We start from the raw sequence: 21,109 nt of genomic DNA on the forward strand, positions 1-21,109 counted from the left end.
GGTCCCGGCCACCATTCACAGTCCCAGCGACCGGCCGACGATCTCCTGCATGATCTCCGAGGTCCCGCCGAACACCCGCTGGACGCGGCTGTCGCGCCAGATGCGGGCGATCTCGTACTCGTTGATGTAGCCGTAGCCCCCGAAGAGCTGCATGCAGCGGTCGATGACCTCCCAGCCGGTCTCCGTGGTCCAGTACTTGGCCGCGGCGGCCTCCTCGGCCGTCAACTCGCCCTGGACCAGGGCCATGATGCAGCCGTCCAGGAAGACCCTGGCCACACCGAGCTTGGCCTTGATGTCGGCGAGGGCGAACCTGTTCGCCTGGAACTGCCCGATGGGCCGGCCGAAGGCGGTGCGGTCCCTGGCGTACTCCAGCGCGAAGCCGAAGGCGCGCTCGGCGGAGGCGAGCGCGGCCACGGCGATGGCGAGCCGCTCGGTGGGCAGGTTGCCCATCATGTGGTAGAAACCGCGCCCTTCCTGCCCGAGGAGGTTCTCGGCGGGCACGCGCACCTCGCGGAAGAAGAGTTCGGCGGTGTCCTGGGCCTTCATCCCGATCTTGTCCAGCTTGCGTCCGCGCTCGAAGCCCTCGGCGCCGCGTTCCACGACGAGCAGGCTGATGCCCTTGTGTCCGGCGTCCGGGTCGGTCTTGCAGGCGACGACGACCAGGTCGGCGAGGATGCCGTTGGTGATGAAGGTCTTGGAGCCGTCGATCACCCACTCGTCGCCGTCGCGGCGGGCGGTGGTGCGGATGCCCTTGAGGTCGGACCCGGCGGCGGGCTCGGACAGCGCGAGCGCGCAGATCGTCTCGCCCGCGATCACCCCGGGGAGCCAGCGGGCCTTCTGTTCCGGGGTGGTGAGGTGCATCAGGTAGGGCGGGAGGACGTCGTTCTGCAGACCGAGCCCGATGCCGACCGCTCCCGTGGCGGCCATTTCCTCCGCCATGATCGCGTTGTAGCGGAAGTCCCGGATCCCCTGCCCGCCGTACTCCTCCGGGAACTCCCAGCCGATGAGCCCGGACTTGCCCGCCGCCGCCCACGCGGCCCGGCCGACCTGCCCGTCACGCTCCCACTCCTCGGTGTGCGGGACGCATTCCCGCAGGTAGTAGGAGCGGGCGGTCTCCCGGAACAGCTCGTGCTCCTCGGTGAAGATCGTACGGCGCATGCTCGGCTCCACTCCTGCATCTCACGTGCTCTACATCTCGCTTATTTAGCTGAAGTAGTTATACGATAGCGCTGTTTTTGGACCTGGGCGAGGGAGGGCGCGTGAGCGTACGGGACAAGGTGGCGCTCGTCACCGGGGCGGGACGGGGCATCGGCGAGGCGATTGCCGACACACTGGCCGCCCACGGCGCCTCGGTCGCCGTCTGCGACGTGGACGCCCAGGCCGCGGGCAAGGTCGCGGCCCGGCTCACGGAGCGGCACGGGGTACCCGCCACGGGAGTCGGCGCCGACATCTCCGACAGCGCGGCCGTGCGTGCGGCGGTGCGGCGGGTGACGGCCGAACTCGGCCCGGTGGACGTGCTGGTGAACAACGCGGCCATCGACGTCATCGGTCGGTTCGTCGACAGCGACGAGGACACCTGGGACCGGATCATCGCCGTCAACCTGCGTGGGACGATCACGATGACCCGGGCGGTGCTCGACTCGATGATCGAGCGCGGCGGCGGCCGGATCGTGCACATCGCCTCGGACGCCGGCCGGGTCGGCTCCTCCGGTGAGGTCGTGTACTCCGCGACGAAGGGCGGCGTCATCGCCTTCGGCAAGGCCCTCGCCCGCGAGGTCGCCCGGCACGCGATCACCGTGAACACCGTCTGCCCCGGCCCGACCGACACGGCGCTGCTCGGCCAGGTCGCCGACTTCAGCCAGAAGATGTACGACGCGACGGTACGGGCGATCCCGCTGCGCCGCGTCGCCCGGCCCGCCGAAATCGCCGGTGTGGTGTCCTTCCTCGCGTCCGACGACGCCGCCTACATGACCGGGCAGACGCTCTCGGTCAGCGGCGGCCTGACGATGGTCTGAGGTGAGCACCGTGCTGCGTGTCGAAATCCGGGACCGGATCGCCGTGCTGACCCTCGACCGGCCGGAACGGCTCAACGCCGTCGGCTCCGAGACGGTGGACCTGCTCACCCGGGCACTGGACGACCTGCGCGACAACGACGACGTACGCGCCCTGATCGTGGCCGGAGCGGGCCGGGCCTTCTCGGCCGGTGCCGACCTGGGTGAGATCGAGTCGTTCACCTCCCCCGGGCAGTTCCGGGCCTTCGTGGGGCGGCTGACGGACGCGTACGCATTGCTGGAGGACTTCCCCAAGCCCTCCGTCGCGGCGATTCACGGGTTCGCGTTCGGCGGTGGTCTGGAGCTGGCGCTCGCCTGTGACCTGCGGGTCGTGGAGCGCGGCGCCAGGCTGGGCCTGCCCGAGATGAAGCTCGGCGTGCTGCCCGGAGCCGGCGGTACGCAGCGGCTCCCGCGCCTGGTGCCGGCCGCGATCGCCAAGCAGATGATCCTCACCGGCGAGCCGATCGACGCGGAGCGCGCCTGGCAGCTCGGCCTTGTCAACGAGCTCGCCGAACCCGGCGGGGCACTGGCCGCGGCCGAGAAGCTGGCCGGCGGGCTGACGGCCGGGGCGCCGCTCGCCCTCGCGGCGGGCAAGCGGCTGGTCGACTACGGGCTCGGCATGGACCTGGAGGCGGCGATCGCGTACGAGCGCGAAACCGTCTCGGTGCTGTTCACCACCGAGGACCGGGCCGAGGGACTCAAGGCCTTCCGCGAGCGCCGCCCGGGCGAGTTCCGCGGCGTGTAGGCGTTTCTACGTATCTGGAGGTGGGCCGTGCGGCCACTGGAAGGCATTTCCGTCGTCGAGCTGGGCATGTGGGTGGCCGCCCCGGCCGCGGCCACCATGCTCGCCGACTGGGGAGCGGACGTCGTGAAGGTGGAGGCACCGACCGGCGACCCCAACCGGTACACCCTCAAGCACGTCGGCCAGGACATCGACAGCGCGCCCCCCTTCGAGACCGACAACCGCGGCAAGCGCGGGATCGTCCTCGACCTGCGCTCGCCGGAAGGCAAGGACGTTCTGGAGCGACTGCTGGAGCGCGCCGACGTCTTCGTCACCAACCTGCGCCCGGGCGCACTGGAGCGGTTGGGACTGGACCCGGACGAGCTGCGGGAGCGCCACCCCCGGCTGGTCGTCGGCACGCTGACCGGCTACGGCTGGGCCGGTGCCGAGCGTGACCGCGCCGGATACGACGTCTCCGCCTTCTGGGCCCGGCCCGGCATCGCCGCCATGCTCAACCCGGCCGGGGAGCCGCCACCCGGTATCCGCCCCGGGCTCGGCGACCGCACCGCCGCCGCCAACCTGGTGGCCGGCGTACTGGCCGCGCTGCTCCGGCGCGAACGCACCGGTGAGGGCGGCGTCGTCGACGTGTCCCTGCTGCGTTCCGGGACGTACGCCAACGGCAACGACCTCGCCCTGCAGAACTTCTTCGGAAAACGCGGCCGTACCCGCCATCGCACCGAACACGAGTCCCCGCTCTACAACTGCTACCGGGCCGCGGACGACCGCTGGTTCTGGCTGGTCGGCCTGGAGGGCAGCCGGCACTGGCCCGGCGTCGTCAAGGCACTCGGCCGCGAGGACCTCTCGGACGACGAGCGGTTCGCGACCGGTAAGGCCCGGCGCGGGCACGTACGCGAACTGATCGCCGTGTTCGACGAGGAGTTCGCGAGCCGGCCACTGGACGAATGGGCGGCACGGTTCGACGCCGAGGGCGTGTGGTGGGCGCCCGTGCAGACCCTGGCGGAGGTGTCCGCCGATCCACAGGCGGAGGCCGTGGGGGCGTTCGTCGAGCAGCCCGGGATGGGTGACGCGCCACCGCTGCGGACCGTGGCGACTCCGGTGCGCTTCTGGGGTGTGGACGAGAAGCCGCGCACCGGCGCGCCGACGCTGGGCGAGCACACCGACGACGTACTGCGCGAACTCGACTGACCCGTCATATATGACCCGACACATCTGCTGCTTTGGAGGTACGGCGTGGGCATCCTCGACGACAAGGTCGCCATCGTGACCGGCGGTGGCCGGGGTCTGGGCCGGGCGCACTGTCTGGCGCTCGCCGAGGCCGGCGCGACCGTGGTCGTGAACGACCTCGGCGCGGGCGTACACGGCGAGCGCACCGGGGACTCCCCCGCCGACGACGTGGTCGCGGAGATCACCAAGCTCGGCGGGCGGGCCGTCGCCAACCACGCGTCGGTCACCGACTGGGCGGCCACCGAGACGATGGTGGCGGACACGGTCGCCGAGTTCGGCCGACTGGACGTCATCGTCAACAACGCCGGCATCGTGCGCGACCGGATGCTGTTCTCGATGAGCGAGGCCGAGTTCGACTCGGTGATCGCGGTCCATCTGAAGGGCACCTTCGCACTCACCCGGCACGCCTGCGCGTACTGGCGCCAGGCCGCAAAGCGCGGTGAGCGCGTCGCAGGGCGCGTCATCAACACGACGTCCGGGACCGGCCTGTTCGGCAACCAGGGCCAGTCCAACTACGGTGCCGCGAAGGCCGGAATCGCCGGGCTCACCGTCCTCACGGCCCTGGAGATGAGCAAGTACGGCGTCACCGCCAACGCCATCTCGCCGATCGCGGCCACCCGGATGACGGACGGGCTGGCCGTCGGCGAATCCCTCCAGGCCACCGGTGACTTCGATCCGCGCGATCCCGCCAACGCATCGGGGGTCGTCGTCTACCTGGCCTCCGACAGCGCGGCCTGGCTGACCGGCCAGGTCCTGCGCGTCGAGGGCAACCGGCTGAACCGGCTGCAGGGCTGGACCGTCGCCGCGGTCCACCCGAGCGAGTCCGGCCAGGCCCTCACCTACGACGAACTCGTGGACGCCGTACCGCGGTTGTACGGCGTCGCACCGGCGGGCCGGGCCACCGGAGTCGGCCAGTGAAGGGCCACGACGCCGCTGCGCTCGTCCTCCGGGCCACGCTCGGCCCGATGCTCTTCGCCCACGGCTGGAACAAGGTCGCGGGACCGGGCGGGCTCAAGGGCACGACGGGCTGGTTCGAGGCGCTCGGCCTCAGACCCGCCCAGGTACACGCGCGGATGGCGGCCGGGACCGAGATGGCGGCGGGGATCGGCATCACCCTGGGTGCGGCGGGCCCCCTCCCGGCGGCGGCCGCCGTCGGCCTGATGGCCGTGGCCGCGCGCACCGACCACCGGGGCAAGGGCTTCTTCGTCTTCAAGGGCGGCTGGGAGTACGTCGGCGTGGTGGGCGGCGCTGCCGTCGCGCTGGCGGGACTGGGCAATGGCAGGTACTCCCTCGACGGGCTGCTGCGCCGGCAACGCGTCGGCGTGGGGCCCGCGTTGCTCGCGGCGGGACTCGGTACGGCGAGCGCGGCGGCGCTGCTGGCCGTCTGCTACCGGCCGGAGCGCACGCCTGCCGGAGCCCAACCGGACGAGACACAAGCGGATCACTAGGTAAGGGAGTCGACATGGACGCGGCTGACTTCAGCGACGTGCTGTCCGAGGTCCGGCGTTTCGTCCGGGACCGAGTCGTGCCGCTCGAAGCGGAGATCGACGAGAAGGACGAGATGCCCGCGGACATCCGCGAGGCGGCCAGGAAGATGGGCCTGTTCGGCTTCGCACTGCCCGAGGAGTACGGCGGGCTGGGGCTGTCGATGTACGAAGAAACCCGGTTGATGTTCGAACTCGGCTACACGACACCGTCGTTGCGCTCGATGTTCGGGACCAACAACGGCATCGCCGGGCACGTCCTGATGGTCGGCGGGACGGAGGCCCAGAAGGCGGAGTGGCTGCCGCGGATCGCTTCCGGTGACGTACTGGCGTCCTTCGCTCTCACCGAGCCGGACGCCGGCTCCGACCCCTCGACGCTCACCACGAAGGCACATCCGGACGGCGACGAATGGGTGATCAACGGCGCCAAGCGGTACATCACCAACGCCCCGCTCGCCGACGTCTTCATGGTCTTCGCCCGCACCGACCCCGACGCCCCGCGCACCCGCGGCATCTCGACCTTCCTCGTCCCCGCCGGCACTCCGGGTCTGACCGTGGCCCCCCGGGACCACAAAATGGGCCAGCTGGGCGCGTGGACGGCGGACGTGTACTTCGACGACGTACGGGTGCCGGCCTCCGCGCTGGTCGGCGGCGCGGACGGGCTCAACCGGGGCTTCTCCACCGCGATGGGCTGCATCGCGCACGGGCGGGTCCACATCTCCGCACTGATGGTCGGAATGGCCGAGCGGCTGGTCGACGAATCGGTCGCGTACGCGAGCACGCGCAGGCAGTCCGGACAGCTCATCGGCTCCTTCCAGCTCGTCCAGGGTCTCATCGCCGACTCGCAGACCGACTACTACGCCGGACGGGCCACCGTCCTGGAGGCCGCGCGCGCATTCGACGCCGGAACGGACACCAAGATCGGCCCGTCCTGTGCGAAGTACTTCGCGAGCGAGATGGTGTGCCGGGTCGCCGACCGCGCGGTCCAGGTCCACGGCGGCGCGGGCTATATGCGCGGGGTCGCGGTCGAGCGCTTCTACCGCGACGCCCGCCTCTTCCGCATCTACGAGGGCACCAGCCAGATCCAGCAGGTCATCATCGCGAAGGCGCTCCTGGGCGAGGCGGCGCGCGGCTGACCTCGTCCGCGTGGCCGTGCGGTCACGCGGAACGGGAGAGCTGTGCGCGCACCCACGCGGGATCGGGATTGACGTGGGACCGGCCGGCCACGACGACGGTCGGCACGGTCTCGTCCCCGTCGTTCACCGCCCGCACCGCCGCCGCGCCCTCGGGGTCGCGCCAGATGTCGACCCAGTGCGCCCGGTGGGCCCCGCGGCCCAACCGCATGCGCAGCCGGAGGCAGTACGCACAGCCGGGCCGCCAGAAGACGACCGGTCGGCCGTCGGCCGCGCTACGGCGTCGCGCTTCCACCACACCGATCGACCTGGGGAAGGCGAGAGGCGAGTTCACCCCCGCGAGCAGGACGAACACCAGTAAAAGCACCACGGCGGTGCCAGGATTTCCGTCGAGGAGCGACCCGACCGCGGGGCCTGTGCCACAGAGCAGGAACAGGATCGGGGGGAGCCAGACGCGCGTCATGAGGACGAAGGCTATGCGACGGGCCGGAACGTTCCACGGACCGGGTCGTCGAGAGGGCCCCGGGGACGTCCGATGCCCCGGGGCCCTCTCGACGGCTCGGTCGTCAGATGCCGAGCCGGTCCAGGAGGCGTTCGTGGTAGACCGCCGGTCCGCCGAAGAGGAGCTGCGAGGACTTGGCCCGCCGGAAGTAGAGGTGGGCCGGGTGCTCCCAGGTGAAGCCGATACCGCCGTGGATCTGGATGTTCTCCATTGCGGCGAACATGTACGCCTTGGAGCAGCTCGCGTGCGCGACCGCCGAGGCTACGGGGAAGTCGGCGGAGCCCTCGGCGGCCAGCAGCGCGGCCTCCCGTGAGGCGGCCTCGGCGAGTTCGGCCTGGACCAGCATGTCCGCGCACTTGTGCTTGACGGCCTGGAAGGAGCCGATGGGCCGGCCGAACTGGTGCCGGGTGCGGGCGTACTCCGCGCTCATCTCCAGGCACCGGCGCGCCCCGCCCGCCTGTTCGGCGGCGAGCCCCACGGAGGCGATGTCGAGGACGTCGGCCATGATGCGCCCGCCCGCGCCTTCCGCGCCGACGGCCGTCGCGGGCACGGCGTCGAACGTCAGCCGGGCCATCGTCCTGGTGGTGTCCAGGGTCTGCATCGCCTCGGCCGTCACTCCGGGGGCCGTTCGGTCCACCGCGAAGAACGTGGGTCCGGCGACGGTGCGGGCGACGACGAGGAGCAGGTCGGCCGTGGTGCCGTCGATGACGAAGCTTTTGCGGCCGCTCAGTTTCCAGCCGCCGTCCCCGTCCGGGAGCGCGCGGGCGGAGATCAGGGCGGGGTCCCAGGACCCGGCTTCCTCGGCGACCGCGAGGGTGGCGGTGGTCCGCCCGGCGGCGATGCCGGGCAGATGGCGTGCGCAGGCCTCGCGGTCTCCCGTGGCCAGCAGCGCCTGGACGGCCAGGACGACGGTGGCGAAGAAGGGCGCGCAGAACAGGGCGCGGCCCATCTCCTCCAGTACGACGCCGAGTTCGACCGGTCCGAAGCCGTCACCGCCGTACTCCTCGGGGATGGCCAGGGCCGGCAGGCGCAGCTGGTCGGCGGCCTGCGCCCACACCTCCGGGTCGAAGCGGGGCTCGCTGTCGAGGAGTTTGCGTACCGCCTCCTCGGACGACTTCACTTCGAGGAACTCCCTGACGGACGCGCGGAGTTCTTTCAGTCCGCTCTCGTCGGCGCTCATGCGCGTGCCTCCTTGGGCAGACCGAGGACTCGCTCCGCGAGTATGTTCTTCATGATTTCCTCGGTGCCGCCGAGGATGCGCAAGGCCGGTGTGGCCAGCAGGAGTTCGGACCAGGAGTACATGCCCCAGCGGCCGGTGTCGGCGATGATGCGCGGGCCGAGGCACTCGGACACGAAGTGGGCGGCGCGCGTGAGGTTCTGGCCGTACATCAGCTTGGCGACGGACCTCTCGGGGCCGGGGGCGATCCCCGCCCGGAGGGTGCGCTGGGCGCGGTCGTTGAGGTAGCCGGTGGCCATCGCGTCCACGAGGAGTTCGGCGAGGCGTCCGCGCAGGGCGCGGTCGTCCCAGGTCCAGGTGGCGCGCATGAGTGCCGAGAGGTGGTCCGGGGACAGGGCGGCGGCCACCGGGCCCGCGCCCTCGCTGCCGACGGTGTTGCGCTCGTTCATCAGGGTGGTCAGGGCGACCGTCCAGCCGCCGTCGACCTCGCCGAGGCGGTGGTCGTCGGGGATGCGGACGTCGGTGAGGAAGACCTCGTTGAAGTCGGCGCCGCCGGTCATCTGACGCAGCGGGCGGACCTCGACGCCGGGGGCGTCCATGGGGACCAGGAAGGCGGTGATGCCGCGGTGCTTGGGCGCGTCGGGGTCGGTGCGGGTCAGCGCGAGGCCGATCTGGCTGTGCTGGGCGACCGACGTCCACACCTTCTGCCCGTTGAGCACCCACTCCTCGCCCTCGCGGACGGCCCGGGTGGCCACGCTCGCCAGGTCGGATCCGGCGCCGGGTTCGCTGAACAGCTGGCAGGCGATGGCGTCTCCGCGGTACATCGCGGGCAACCAGCGCTCGCGCAGGGCGGGTTGGGCGTGGGCGAGGATCGTCGGCCCGATCATGCCGAGGCCGACCACGCCGAGCACTCCGGTGTCCGGGACGTCGTACTCGGACTCGATGCTGTCGTAGAGCAGGTCGTGGAGGGGGGTCAGGCCCCGGCCGCCGTACTCGGGCGGGCCGGTGATCCAGCCGAAGCCGTTCTCGTGGCGGGTGCGCTGCCAGGCGCGCGCCCGCCGCACGTGCTCGGCCTCCTCCTCGGGCGGGAGGCTGCTGAAGTACGCCATCGAGTCGTCGCCCTCGCCCCAGGTGACGCCGGTGCGGTCGGCGGCCTTCGCCGCGTGGGCGTCGAGGAAGCGGCGCGCTTCGGCGGCGAAGTCCTGCATGTCGTGCGATTCGTGTGCCAAGCCCATTGCGGGGTCCCCTGTGCTTTCAGGTCGAGAGGATCGTCACCGCCGACGCGCCCGGCGCGCCGTACAGGTGGGTGTAGCCGACGCGGGGGGTGCCGGAGATCTGGCGGTCCCCGGCCGCGCCGCGGAGCTGGAGGACGATCTCGTGGATCTGGCGGAGGCCGGACGCGCCGATGGGTTCGCCGTTGCCGAGCAGGCCGCCGTCGGTGTTGACGGGAAGCCGGCCGCCGATCTCGGTGACACCCTCGGCGATCAGGCGTTCCTGCTCGCCGTCCTTGCACAGGCCGTTCTCCGCCATGTGGATGATCTCCGACCCGGCGTCGGTGTCCTGGAGCTGCGCGACGTCGATGTCCTCCGGGCCTATACCTGCGCGTTCGTAGGCCGCCCGGGAGGCGTCGACCGTGGGGCTCTCGACCACCTCGCCGACCGGGAACGAAGGGCTCTGCACCTCGAACGCGCCGAGTCGACGGCTGCGCAGTGCGGTGGCACGGACCCGTACCGGCTTCCCGGTGTACTTGTGGGCCTGGTCGGCGCGGCACAGCACGATCGCCGCGGCGCCCTCGTTCGGGCCGCAGTACATGAACTGGCGGAGCGGGTAGTTGAGCACCGGGGAGGCCAGGACCTCCTCCGGGGTGAGGGGGGTCCGGCGCCAGGCCTTCTCATTGGCGGCCGCGTTGCCGAAGTTCTTGGAGGCCACCCGGGCGAGCGTCTCGTGCGAGATGCCGTGCTCGTGCATATAGCGGTTGATCTTCATGCCGAAGAAGTGGGTGGTGAGGAACAGGCCGGTCTGCCCGTACCAGGAGGGGATGCCGGCCACGGAAGGGTCGGCCGCGAACGCGCCGCGCGGGTGTTTGTCCAGGCCGATCGCGATGGTCAGGTCGTGCTCGCCGGTCTCGATGGCGCGGGCGGCCAGCGCGATGGCTGTGCCGGCCGTGGCACAGCCGTTGAACACTCCGCGCAGCGGGATGCCGGTCAGACCGAGCCGTCCCACGATGGCGTCGGGGTTGGCGACCTCGTAGCTGCCGATGTAACCGCCTTGGATCTGCGGCCAGTTGACGCCCGCGTCGGCGAGCGCGAGCCGGACCGCGTCCGCACCCATCTCCAGCGCCGGTTTCCCGGGGAAGCGCCCGAAGGGGTGGAGCCCCACTCCGATGATGACGGCCTCGGTCACGATGTCTCCTCCTCAGCCGGGGTGAACGCGAACGTGACGACCTCGGTGCCGTCGTCCCGGACGGTGTAGGGCACGAGCGTCAGCCGCATGGGCTGACCGATGCGCAGCTTCTCCGGGTCGGGTTCGGTGAGCCGGGCCTCGACCAGCAGTTCGCCGGGGAGTTCGACGTAGCCGACCGCGTAGGGTTCGAAGGCCGCGGGTCCGTCGTACGGCGGGGAGGGCGGGCGGAAGTCCTGGGTGGTGTACGTCCACAGGGTGCCGCGGTCGGCGAGCAGCCGCTGCTTCGCCTCCGTGCTCGCGCACCGCACGCAGGTGGGGGCGGCCGGGAAGCTCACCAGGCCGCAGTCGGCGCATGCGGAGCCGATGAGCCGCAGCGGGTTCTCGTCGCCGGGCGGCCAGGTGAACAGGCCCTCCGTGACGGGGTGTTGTTTCGTCGTCGCCTCATGAGTGGTCATCTCAGGCCCCGTTCCGGTTGCCGAGGGCGTCGGCGTTGGGTGCCGCCTTGGCCACCAGGTTCGGGACGACGGACGACAGCTCCTCGGGGGTCCACCGGTTCTCGGAACCCACGCCGGGGCCGTTGACCCAGCCCTCCAGTACGGTGATCCGGTTGCCGACGACGCCGAAGACCCGGCCGGTGACCTCGCGCGAGGCGGCCGAGCCCAGCCACACCACGAGCGGCGAGATGGCCTCCGGGGTGAGGTCCTGGCGCTGTGCGGCCTGCCGCATCATCTCGATGTCCTCGGTCAGCCGGGTGAGCGCGGTGGGCGCGATGGCGTTCACCGTCACGCCGTAGCGGGCGAGTTCGGCGGCGGCGATGATCGTGAGGCTCGCGAGGCCGGCCTTGGCGGAGCCGTAGTTGGACTGCCCGGGGTTGCCGAAGATGCCGGACGGGGAGGTCGTGTTGATCACCCGGGCGTCGTTGGCGTGACCGGACTTGGCGCGCTCGCGCCAGTAGGCGGCCGCGTGGTGCAGGGCGGCGAAGCTGCCCTTGAGGTGGACGGCGAGCACGCTGTCCCAGTCCTGCTCGGTCATCGACACGATCATCCGGTCGCGCAGGATGCCGGCGTTGTTCACCAGCACGTCGAGGCCGCCGTAGGTGTCCACGGCCTGCCGGACGAGCCGCCCTGCACCGTCCCAGGTGGAGATGTCGTCCGTGTTGGCCACGGCCTCGCCGCCGGCCGCGACGATCTCGTCCACCACCGTCTGCGCGGGTCCGGCCGAGGCGCCCCCGCCGTCGCGTCCGCCGCCCAGGTCGTTGACCACGACCTTCGCTCCGTGCGCGGCGAAGGCCAGGGCGTGGGCCCGGCCGATGCCGTTGCCGGCTCCGGTGACGACCACGACACGGCCGTCGACCACTCCTTCGGACATCCTCGACTCCTCGTTCACAGTGACTGGTCGGCGTTCACAGTGGCTGGTCGGCTCGGGCTTCGGCGAACAGCACGCGCGGGTCCTCGCTGCCGCAGGCGCACCGCCCGGCGACGACCCGGCCCGCGATGCCGAGCGGGGTCTCGGGCAGGAGTGACGTGCGCTGCTCCCCCGCGGCCAGGAACAGTTGCCCGTCGCGTTCGCCGACCCGCCATTCGGCGGCGTTGACGTGGGCGCCGCTCCGCTCGGGGCACTCCAGGGCGAGGGCCGGTCCGAGTGCCGAGAACAGACCGGCGGCGACGCCCACCGCACGCAGCATCGGCACGGCGGCGGGCCGCGCCAGGATCACCGGCGTCGCCCGGAACATCTCTTTGATGTCGGCGGTCCCGGCGAGTCCCTCCAGGGTCTCGGCGGACAGGCCGATCACCGCGTGCGGTCGCAGTTCGCGGTGGAAGACCGAGGTGCGGCGGTGGTCCCAGCCCATCGCCTCGGCGATGCCGTACGTCACCTTCAGCGCGCGCAGCGCGCCGATGACCGCGTGCCCCCAGAACCCCTCGAAGCCGGAGGCGGTCAGCAGGGCCCGCTGCCCGGCGGCGAGGCCGTGCTCCCGCAGCCGGGCGGTGGCCCAGTCGGTGTCCCGGGCGAGTTCGGCCCAGGTCAGTTGCGTCTCCCTGATGCCGTCGGCGGTGGGGAAGCGTACGAGGTAGGCCAGTTCCGGGCGGTCCAGCCGCCTGGCCCGCGACAGGGTGTCGGCTCGGGTCATCAGCTCTTCACCACCCGGGGGAACTTGGCGACGCTGGTCATGGTCTTCAACAGGTCCTCCTCGGTGCGCAGGTCGAGCACCGGCTTGACTCCGGTGCGGGTCCGCACAGCCTCGGTCAGCCGGCCGGCCAGGGCGTCGACGTCCCCGGTGAGTGCGGGGTCGTAGCCGACGCGCAGCCGCAGTTCGTCCACCTCGCGGCGGTCCCGGACGATCTGGAAGACCCCGGCTACCGTCTCGGGCTGGTCCTCGACGGCCTGCCAGATGTCGCGCAGCACCACGGAGCGCCCCTGGACCAGGGTCTCGTCGCCGCTGCGTCCGGCCACCCACATCCGGGCGTGGGTACGGCCGCAGCCGCAGGTGTCGCGGGACAGGCGCACCAGGTCCTCGCTGCGGTAACGGATCAGCGGTGCGGCCGGGTTGTCCAGGTCGGTGGCGACCAGTTCGCCCAGGTCGCCCTCGGGCACGTCACGCCAGCCGTCCTTGCCGACCTCCACGCACTCGGCGAAGACGGTGTCCTCCCACAGGTGGAAGCCGTCGTGCTCACGGCACTCCCAGGCCGTGCCGGTGTCGGCGGCGCTGGTGTACTCGTAGACGTCGATGCCCCAGTCGTCCCGGATCCGCTGGCGCATCTTCCGGCTCAGGGGCTGGCCGGCGCAGGAGGCGCCCTTGAGGGAGGAGAACGCCTCCCTCAGGTCGGTCTTCTCGGCCAGGTGCTCCAGCTCCACCATCTGGGGATACATCATCTGCAGATAGGCCGGCCGGTAGGTGCGCAGGGCCTCGACGACCTCGTGCATCTTGCCCATCCAGGTGTCGACCTCGATCACCACGGCGCCCAGTGCCTGGTACCCGGGGTCCATCAGGTTGCGGAAGGTGCCGGGCGGGCTCAGCACCCGGTCGCCGGGCCTCAGGCCCAGTTCCCACAGGTCGCGCACCTGCGCGGTGACCAGGGGCGGGGCGTCCTGCCAGATCTCGGCGAAGAACTCCGGATCGCCGGTGGTGCCGGAACTGGAGGAGACCGAGGTCAGATCCTCGACCGGGACGCAGAGCAGACCACCGAAGGGGTCGCCGGTGCGGGTCCGGTAGGCGCGCACCATGTCCTTGGTGATGAACGGGATCCGTGCCCGGAAGTCGTCCAGCGTGCGGATGTCGCGCGGGTGCGCCCCGTGCTCGTCCCACAGCTCCCGGTAGAAGGCGGAGTTGGCGTAGGCGTACTCGACGAGCTCGACGACCTGTTCCTCCTGCCGCGCGCGCAGTTCCTCGCGGGGCATGGTCTCCACCTGGGGCTCGAAGTACCTGTCTCCGGGGTCCCTGTCACCCACCATGACGCCTCCTCGCGGCTCGGTGCCCAGATCTTGCAACTAACAGCGCAATCAGTCAACTATTTGGACGGATTCAAGGCGAGGGTCGGCATCTCCTTCCCTTCGGCGCCCCATACAACTAAAATCGCTAACTGATTACATCCATTGCCCTGAGGAGCGTCATGACGAAGATCTGGGTCAACTCCGGGGACTCCCACGTGATGGAACCCGCCGACGTGTGGACCGAGCGGCTGCCCGCCCGGCTCGCGGCCCGGGCACCGCGCAGCGAGCGTGGCGAGAAGTACGAGATGCTCTACATCGACGGCGAGCGCATCGACCGCCAGCTCGGCGACTTCATGGACGCCATGCGCCCGCCGGGCGCCTGGGATCTCAAGGTACGGCTCAAGGACCTCGACCAGGAGGGCGTCTGGTCCCAACTGGCCTTTCCCTCCATGGGGTTCTGGCTCGTTTCGATCACCGACCGGGAGCTCGCCCGGGAGACCGTACGGGCGTGGAACGACTGGGCGTACGACGAGATCCTCAGCAAGAACAAGCGCGTGATCACCACCGCCTGCGTCTCGACCGCCGACATCGACGACGCGGTCGCCGAACTGGAGCGGGCAGCCGAGATGGGCTTCAAGGCGGTCTTCCTGCCGTGCTCGACCAGGGAGGGCGAGGAGTACGCCCTCGAGCGCTGGGAGCCGCTGTGGACCGCGGCCGAGCGGGCGGGCGTGGTGCTGGGCTTCCACATCGGCACGGGCGGCCAGAACGTCGTCTTCCGCGGGCCCGGCGGCGCGGTCGTCAACTACATGGAGACCACCTACCCGGGCATGCGGGTGGTGTCCCACCTGGTCGCCGGCGGTGCCCTCGACCGGCACCCGGACCTCAAGATTTTGATCGCGGAGGGCGGCGCGGGCTGGGTGCCGGCCATCGGCGACCGGATGGACGAGGCCTACCGCCAGCACGGCATGTTCGTCCGGCCGAAGCTGAGCCGGCTGCCCAGCGAGATCATCCGGCAGCAGGTGTACGCCTCCTTCCAGCACGACAAGAGCTCGGTGGAGATCGTCGAGTCGACCGGCTACCGCAACGTGATGTGGGGCGACGACTACCCCCACCTGGAGGGCACCTACGGCCACACCCAGTCCACGCTGCACGACCTGTTCGACGGCGTGTCGGACGACATCCGCGACCGGGTCACGCGCGGCACGTTCAACGAGCTGTTCAAGCTGCCCGAGCAGACTCCCCAGGAGGCGGCCGTCTGACCGGCGGCACACCACCGTGACCACTCCCCCGCGCCCCCGGCCCCCGTCGGATCCCCCGTACCCCTCGTATCCCGAGGATCTGGAACGGCCCGGGCTCGTCAGGACCGGCCGGTCCACGTTCGTCCGGCCGATCCGGCCCGAGGACGCCGACCGCCTGGTCGCCTTCGTCGGCAGCCTCTCCCGGGCCACCCTGGCCTACCGCTCACTCGGGCCGGTGGTCCGGGCGCGCGACGACGTCATCCGGCGCGGCGCACACGTGGACTACCTCAACGAGCTGGCACTCGTGGCCCTGGCCGGCGACGGCATAGCCGGCCTGGTCCGCTACGCCCGCGACCCCGAGGACCCGGAGCACGCCGAGGTCACGTTCACCATCCGCGACGACCACCAGAGCGAGGGGTTCGGCAGGCTCCTCCTGGAGCACATCGCGGCTGCCGCCCGAACCCGGGGCATCCGGGTGCTGGAGGCCGACGTCCTCGCCGACAACGCCCGGATGATCAACGTCTTCCTCGGCTCCGGCTACCGGGTGGAGGCCGGGCCCCCCGGCGAGATCATCCACTTCGAGATCGCAGTCGACCCGCAGGCCCAGGCCGTGGCCCGGGCCGAGCGCCGCGAGCACACAGCCGTACGGCGATCCCTCAGACCCCTGCTCGAACCGCGCTCGGTGGCCGTGATCGGCGCCAACCGCAGCCCCCTGACGATCGGCCACGAGATCGTGGCCAACCTGCTGCGGGGCGGCTTCGGCGGCAGCGTCTTCCCGGTCAACCCACGGGCCGAGCAGATCGCCGGGCTGCCTGCCTACCCCGGCGTCCGGGACCTTCCCGAACCGCCGGACCTGGCACTGGTCGCCGTACGCGCCGAGGCCGTGCCCGCTGCCGTACGCGAGTGTGCCGAGGCCGGCGTCAAAGCGGTGGTCGTCGTCTCGACGGGCTTCGGGGAGGCCGGCGCCGAGGGACGGTCGGCCGAGCTGGAACTGGCCCGCTTCGCACGCGCCTCCGGGATGCGGCTGGTGGGCCCGAACTGCATGGGCGTGCTCAACACGACACCCGCCGCGCGCCTGGCCGCGACCTTCTCGCCCGCCCTGCCGACGCCCGGCCGGGTCGCCATGTCCAGCCAGTCCGGGCCGCTGGGGCTCGCGGTCCTCGACTTCGCCAAGCGGCTGCGCCTCGGCTTCTCGGGCTTCGTGTCGGTGGGCCACGCCGTGGACGTGTCCACCGACGAGCTGCTCCAGTGGTGGGAGGAGGACCCGGCGACCTCGGTGATCCTGCTGCACGTGGAGACCTTCGGCGATCCGCGCCGCTTCGCCCGCGTCGCCCGCCGCATCGCACCACGCAAGCCGATCGTCGCGGTCCACCCCGGGCCCGCGGACTCCGCGGTCAGTTCGCTGTTCGCCCAGTCCGGGGTGATCCGCACCCGCAGCCTGCAGGAACTGTTCGACGTGGCCCTGCTGCTCGCCCACCAGCCTCCGCCGCCGGGCAACCGGGTCGCCGTGATCACCAACGCGGGCGGCCCTGCGGCACTGACCGTCGGAGCCTGCGCGGCGAGCGGGTTGCGCGTCCCCGTACTCGGTGAGGCCACCCGGCAACGGCTCGCCACCGCCCTGGCGCCGCGCGCGGACCTCGCCAACCCGATCGACCTGACCCCCATGGCCACCGCCGACCACTACCGGCAGGCGCTGGACGCGGTCCTGGCCGACGACGGCATCGACGCGGCCGTCGTCCTGTTCATGCCGCCACTGGCGGACAAGCCCGACGAGGTCGCGTCGGCGATCCTCGACGCGGCCGCTGCCCGGCCCGACAAGCCGGTGGTGACGAGCTTCCTGGGGGGCGCGGGCGTCGCCGATCTGCTGCACCGGGACGCACTCGTCGTACCGACCTACACGTTCCCCGAAGCGGCGGCCGCCTCACTCGGTCACGCGGCCGCCTACCAGGCCTGGCGCAGCACCCCCGCGGGCGTCATACCGGACCTCGCGGACATCGACGCCGAGCACGCGCGATCGCTGGTCGCCGGGTGCGCCCCCGGCCCCGTCCCGGCAGCGGTGGCCGCCGAGTTGCTGGCCTCGTACGGGATCGCCGTACGCGACACCGGGCCGGGCCCCGGCCCCGACGCGTTCCTCTCCGTCGGCGCGGACCCGGTCTTCGGGCCGGTGGTCTCCTTCGGGCTCACCGGCGACTACGCCGACCTCATGGCGGACGTCGCGCACCGTGTCACGCCGCTCAGCGACCGCGACGCCCGCGAGATGGTCCGCTCCCTGCGGGCTGCCCCGCTCCTGGACGGCCGGGCGGGCGGGCGCGCGGTGGATCTCGCGGCGCTGGAGGAGACAGTCCTGCGGATCTCCGCGATGGTCGAGGACCTCCCCGAGATCGAGGCACTGGAACTGCGCCCGGTACGGCTGCTGTCAACCGGCGAAGGCGTCGCCGTCGCGCACGCGACGATCCGGCTGACCGAAGACACCACAACAGGAGGCGGTCCCGCGTGAAGGTGGGCATCTACTTCGACCTGCGCAACCCGCCCCCGTGGCGGCAGAGTTGGTCGCGGGTGTACGGGTTCGCCCTGGAGATGTGCGAGGAGGCGGAACGGCTCGGCATCGACTCCGTCTGGTTCTCCGAACACCACGGCTTCGAGGACGGCTACCTCCCCCAGCCGCTCACCATGGCGGCTGCCGCCGCGGCCCGCACCCGCCGGGTGCGGCTGGGCACCGCGGTCATCCCGGCCCCGCTGCACGCGGCCCCCGAACTCGCCGAGCAGGCCGCGATCGTCGACATCATCAGCGACGGCCGTCTCGACCTCGGACTCGGCACCGGCTACCGGGTGCCCGAGTACCGGCTCTTCGACGCCGACCTCACCAAGCGCTACACGACGACCGACCAGCGCGTACGGGAGATCCGCGGCCTGTGGGCCGAGTCCCTGGTTACCCCCGGCCCCGTCCAGGACCCCCTGCCGATCTGGCTCGGCTACCAGGGCCCGCAGGGCGCCCGCAGGGCCGGCCGGCTCGGCACGGGTCTGCTGTCGCTGAATCCCGCACTGCTCACGCCGTACCGGGACGGGCTCGCCGAAAGCGGGTACGACCTGTCCACGGCCCGCATGCAGGGCTCGTTCACCACGTTCGTCACCGAGGACCCCGACGGCGACTGGCCGGTGGTGCGCAGGCACCTGGCGTACCAGTGGGACAGCTACCGCCGGTACATGGTCGAGGGAACGGACCAGCCGGTCCCCCGCCCCATCGACCCCGAGAAATGGCGCGAGACGGGGCTGAGCGCGACCGGCGTCGGACAGTTCCTCTACGGCACCCCGCAGGACATCGCCGAGGCCATCAGGGCGTACGTGGCAGGGTTGCCGGTGGAAGGGGTGTTCCTGTGGGCCTCGCTGGCCGGGATGCCCGAGGAGATGGTGGCCCGCCAGGTCCAGCTCATCGCCGGCAAGCTGCGCCCGCTGCTTGCCGATGCCTGACACGAGGAGTACGAGCATGTCGAAGACGGTCCCCGACACCGGTCACTGGGCGGGGGCGGACTTCCAGGAACCGCCCCGCACCCCGGGCGGAGTGGCACTGTGCGGTGCGTGCCGCGGTGCCGGTTCCTGCCGGCTGGGCGTGGAACACGAACGGCTCGACGAGGACGGCGTGGCGTGGTTCGAGCTCGCCTGCCCGCGTGACCAGGAGGGCGGCCCTCATGTGGCGCATGGGGGCTGGACGGCCGCGGTGCTCGACGACTGCCTCGGCCATCTCCCGTTGCTGCACCGGACCTTGAGCGTGACGGCCGAGCTGACGGTGAGCTTCGTCAAGCCGGTGCCGGTGGAACGTCCGCTTCAGGTCCGGGCGTGGGTCGAGCGGCGGGAGGGCTCACGCTGGTACATCGCGGGCGAGATGGCGCTGCTGCCGACCCGGGTCGTGCTGGCCCGGGCCTCCGGGATCTGGGTGACCCGGGACCGGGGCCACTTCGCACGGCACGAGGAGTGGCTGGCCGGGCAGGACGACGGGGCCGGCGGGGGCGACGGGGCCGGCGGTGCCGACCCTGCCACCGCTGCCGCTGGTGCCGACGATCAGTAGGACCGCAGGCCCATACTGCGGGCGATCCCGTTGCGCTGGATCTGGCTCGTCCCCCCGGAGATCGTGGCCACGATCGACTCCCGGTAGCGGAAGCTCATCACGCTCTCCGTCGAGAAGCCGTGCCCCGCGCAGACCTGCATCCCGAGCCGGGCCGCCGCCACGTAGGTCTCCGAGCCCTTGAGCTTCGCCATCGACCCTTCCCGCGTGCACGGTTTGCCCTGAGCGAGCAGCCAGGCCGCGCGGTAGGCGAGCAGCCGGGCGGAGTCGATCTCGGTCTGCAGGTCGGCCATGGCGTGGGCGAGGGCCTGGAAGTTGCCGACCGGGCGGCCGAAGGCGTGCCGGGTACGCGCGTACTCCAGCATCTCGTCCAGGGTGGCCTGGGCCGCGCCCAGATAACCCCCGGTGATGATCACCTTCTCCAGTTCGATGTTGGAGAGCATGACCTTCCAGCCCTCGTCGCGCGGGCCGACGAGGTTCTCCTTCGGGACCTGGACGTCGTTGAAGAAGACCTCGTTGGTGCCCAGGATGTGCCGGGCGAGCGTGGGGGTCCGGCGCACCTCCACCCCCGCCGTCGCCGGGTCCACGAGCAGCAGACTGATGCCGCTGTGCTTGGGCTCCCGGGGCCCGGTGCGCACGTAGGTCGCGATGGTCGTGTCGGGCAGCCCGGCGCCCGTGCACCACGCCTTCTGGCCCCGCACGACGAAGTGGTCCCCGTGCTCTTCGGCGGAGGTGCGCAGCGCCGCGGCGTCGGAGCCGCTGTCCGGCTCGCTGAGGCCGACGGCGAGCCGGTGGCGCCCCGTCATGACCTGCTCGCGGATGAAGTCACGCTGCGCTTCGCTGCCCCACCGGAACACGGTGATCCCGGGGATGAGGACGCCGATGTAGCACATGGCGACGTCGAAGCTGGCCCGCCCGAGTTCCTCGGCGATCAGGATCAGCTCAAGGGGCCCGCCGCCGTCACCGCCCTCGTCCTCACTGAACGGCAGCGAGAACCACCCCAGGTCCGCCATCCCCCGGAACAGCTCGGGCGGCACCACGCCCTTCTCGTCCCACTCCTTGGCCTGCTCGGCCGGGCACACGTCGGCGACGAACTGCCGTGCCGTCGCGCGCAACATGTCCTGCTCGTCGGTCAGTCCGAAGTCCACGGCCACTCCTCGCCACCACTCGCCCATTCATCTACCTAATTATTCTATGTTAGCGGATAGTGGCTCCCGATGGACCGGCCGCTACGCCCTTTCGGCAACCCGGCGTTCGACCGGCACGCGGCGGCCGAGTGGTGGCGCGGAAGGTGCTGAGCGATCAGCCGTCGGCCACCGGACCCGGTTCCCCCGATCGCGGGGGGTGTCTACTTCTGGGAGGCGGGAGGCGGGAGGCGGTGGCGGGAGGCGATGCCGAGCTTGCGGAACACCGTGCGCAGAGGGGACTCGACGGTCGAGGTGGTGGCGCAGCCACTCGCCGGACCGGAGCCCGGATCGGGCCCGCTTCGGAGCCGTCGGCCATTGGCCCAATAGTTCGACCGACACCTGGTTGAGCTGCTCGACCGCGACGTCCTCGGCCGTCAGGGCTCGGGCGAGGGCGAGGGCGAGGGCGAGGGCGAGGGCGAGGGCGAGGGCGAGGGCGAGGGCGAGGGCGAGGGCGAGGGCGAGGGCGAGGGCGAGGGCGA

The 21,109-nt window shown here is 71.5% G+C and carries 20 protein-coding genes; 10 read left to right on the forward strand and 10 right to left on the reverse strand.

Going from position 1 to position 21,109, the window contains the following annotated elements:
* Positions 1–15: 15 nt before the first annotated feature.
* Positions 16–1,158: an acyl-CoA dehydrogenase family protein gene (locus tag ABZT02_RS11300; protein WP_356016519.1), complete on the reverse strand. Its 1,143-nt coding sequence runs from the start codon at positions 1,156–1,158 to the stop codon at positions 16–18.
* Between the two features lie 101 nt (positions 1,159–1,259).
* Between ABZT02_RS11300 and ABZT02_RS11305 the strand changes: the two genes are divergently transcribed.
* Genes ABZT02_RS11305 through ABZT02_RS11330 form a run of 6 tightly spaced genes read left to right on the forward strand, consistent with a single transcriptional unit; the run spans position 1,260 to position 6,637 of the window.
* A complete protein-coding gene (locus ABZT02_RS11305) occupies positions 1,260–2,015 on the forward strand; it encodes a glucose 1-dehydrogenase (protein WP_356016521.1) in 756 nt (251 codons plus the stop codon).
* Between the two features lie 10 nt (positions 2,016–2,025).
* Positions 2,026–2,796 carry an enoyl-CoA hydratase/isomerase family protein gene (locus tag ABZT02_RS11310; RefSeq protein ID WP_356016523.1) on the forward strand — a complete coding sequence of 257 codons (771 nt, stop codon included), beginning with the start codon at positions 2,026–2,028 and terminating at the stop codon, positions 2,794–2,796.
* Between the two features lie 27 nt (positions 2,797–2,823).
* Positions 2,824–3,978, forward strand: a complete 1,155-nt coding sequence (locus ABZT02_RS11315) for a CoA transferase (protein WP_356016525.1) — start codon at positions 2,824–2,826, stop codon at positions 3,976–3,978.
* A gap of 45 nt (positions 3,979–4,023) precedes the next feature.
* A complete protein-coding gene (locus ABZT02_RS11320) occupies positions 4,024–4,935 on the forward strand; it encodes an SDR family NAD(P)-dependent oxidoreductase (RefSeq protein WP_356016527.1) in 912 nt (303 codons plus the stop codon).
* Positions 4,932–5,465: a DoxX family protein gene (locus ABZT02_RS11325; RefSeq protein ID WP_356016529.1), complete on the forward strand. Its 534-nt coding sequence runs from the start codon at positions 4,932–4,934 to the stop codon at positions 5,463–5,465. Before ABZT02_RS11320 ends, ABZT02_RS11325 begins: the two co-directional genes overlap by 4 nt.
* A 14-nt stretch (positions 5,466–5,479) precedes the next feature.
* Positions 5,480–6,637: an acyl-CoA dehydrogenase family protein gene (locus tag ABZT02_RS11330; RefSeq protein ID WP_356016531.1), complete on the forward strand. Its 1,158-nt coding sequence runs from the start codon at positions 5,480–5,482 to the stop codon at positions 6,635–6,637.
* 22 nt (positions 6,638–6,659) lie between these two features.
* Here the strand turns inward: ABZT02_RS11330 and ABZT02_RS11335 are convergent, their stop codons facing one another.
* The 8 genes from ABZT02_RS11335 to ABZT02_RS11370 all read right to left on the reverse strand — a co-directional run bounded on the left by ABZT02_RS11335 (position 6,660) and on the right by ABZT02_RS11370 (position 14,166).
* Positions 6,660–7,097: a glutaredoxin domain-containing protein gene (locus ABZT02_RS11335; RefSeq protein ID WP_356016533.1), complete on the reverse strand. Its 438-nt coding sequence runs from the start codon at positions 7,095–7,097 to the stop codon at positions 6,660–6,662.
* Between the two features lie 103 nt (positions 7,098–7,200).
* Positions 7,201–8,316, reverse strand: a complete 1,116-nt coding sequence (locus ABZT02_RS11340; RefSeq protein WP_356016535.1) for an acyl-CoA dehydrogenase family protein — start codon at positions 8,314–8,316, stop codon at positions 7,201–7,203.
* Positions 8,313–9,548, reverse strand: a complete 1,236-nt coding sequence (locus ABZT02_RS11345) for an acyl-CoA dehydrogenase family protein (protein ID WP_356016537.1) — start codon at positions 9,546–9,548, stop codon at positions 8,313–8,315. Before ABZT02_RS11345 ends, ABZT02_RS11340 begins: the two co-directional genes overlap by 4 nt.
* 19 nt (positions 9,549–9,567) lie before the next feature.
* Positions 9,568–10,716 carry a thiolase family protein gene (locus ABZT02_RS11350; RefSeq protein ID WP_356016539.1) on the reverse strand — a complete coding sequence of 383 codons (1,149 nt, stop codon included), beginning with the start codon at positions 10,714–10,716 and terminating at the stop codon, positions 9,568–9,570.
* Positions 10,713–11,171, reverse strand: a complete 459-nt coding sequence (locus ABZT02_RS11355) for an OB-fold domain-containing protein (RefSeq protein WP_356016542.1) — start codon at positions 11,169–11,171, stop codon at positions 10,713–10,715. Before ABZT02_RS11355 ends, ABZT02_RS11350 begins: the two co-directional genes overlap by 4 nt.
* A gap of 1 nt (position 11,172) precedes the next feature.
* Positions 11,173–12,084, reverse strand: a complete 912-nt coding sequence (locus tag ABZT02_RS11360) for an SDR family oxidoreductase (protein ID WP_356016544.1) — start codon at positions 12,082–12,084, stop codon at positions 11,173–11,175.
* Between the two features lie 34 nt (positions 12,085–12,118).
* A complete protein-coding gene (locus tag ABZT02_RS11365; protein ID WP_356016546.1) occupies positions 12,119–12,844 on the reverse strand; it encodes a hypothetical protein in 726 nt (241 codons plus the stop codon).
* A complete protein-coding gene (locus ABZT02_RS11370) occupies positions 12,844–14,166 on the reverse strand; it encodes a phenylacetate--CoA ligase family protein (protein WP_356016548.1) in 1,323 nt (440 codons plus the stop codon). The genes ABZT02_RS11365 and ABZT02_RS11370 overlap by 1 nt, the downstream gene beginning before the upstream one ends.
* Before the next feature lie 158 nt (positions 14,167–14,324).
* Between ABZT02_RS11370 and ABZT02_RS11375 the strand changes: the two genes are divergently transcribed.
* Genes ABZT02_RS11375 through ABZT02_RS11390 form a run of 4 tightly spaced genes read left to right on the forward strand, consistent with a single transcriptional unit; the run spans position 14,325 to position 19,446 of the window.
* Entirely contained in the window at positions 14,325–15,404 is a 1,080-nt protein-coding gene (locus ABZT02_RS11375; RefSeq protein ID WP_356016550.1) for an amidohydrolase family protein, read from the forward strand.
* A gap of 16 nt (positions 15,405–15,420) precedes the next feature.
* Positions 15,421–17,880: a GNAT family N-acetyltransferase gene (locus tag ABZT02_RS11380; RefSeq protein ID WP_356016552.1), complete on the forward strand. Its 2,460-nt coding sequence runs from the start codon at positions 15,421–15,423 to the stop codon at positions 17,878–17,880.
* The gene (locus tag ABZT02_RS11385) at positions 17,877–18,851 is read left to right on the forward strand and encodes an LLM class flavin-dependent oxidoreductase (RefSeq protein ID WP_356016554.1); all 975 of its coding nucleotides are present in this window, start codon (positions 17,877–17,879) and stop codon (positions 18,849–18,851) included. Before ABZT02_RS11380 ends, ABZT02_RS11385 begins: the two co-directional genes overlap by 4 nt.
* Before the next feature lie 16 nt (positions 18,852–18,867).
* Complete coding sequence (locus ABZT02_RS11390; RefSeq protein ID WP_356016556.1) at positions 18,868–19,446, forward strand: PaaI family thioesterase; 579 nt, start codon at positions 18,868–18,870, stop codon at positions 19,444–19,446.
* Here ABZT02_RS11390 and ABZT02_RS11395 read toward each other — a convergent pair.
* A complete protein-coding gene (locus ABZT02_RS11395; protein WP_356016557.1) occupies positions 19,440–20,591 on the reverse strand; it encodes an acyl-CoA dehydrogenase family protein in 1,152 nt (383 codons plus the stop codon). The two genes, ABZT02_RS11390 and ABZT02_RS11395, sit on opposite strands and share 7 nt — an antisense overlap.
* Positions 20,592–21,109 lie beyond the last annotated feature (518 nt).

It is taken from the genome of Streptomyces sp. NPDC005402, from assembly GCF_040606575.1.
Classification (GTDB): domain Bacteria; phylum Actinomycetota; class Actinomycetes; order Streptomycetales; family Streptomycetaceae; genus Streptomyces.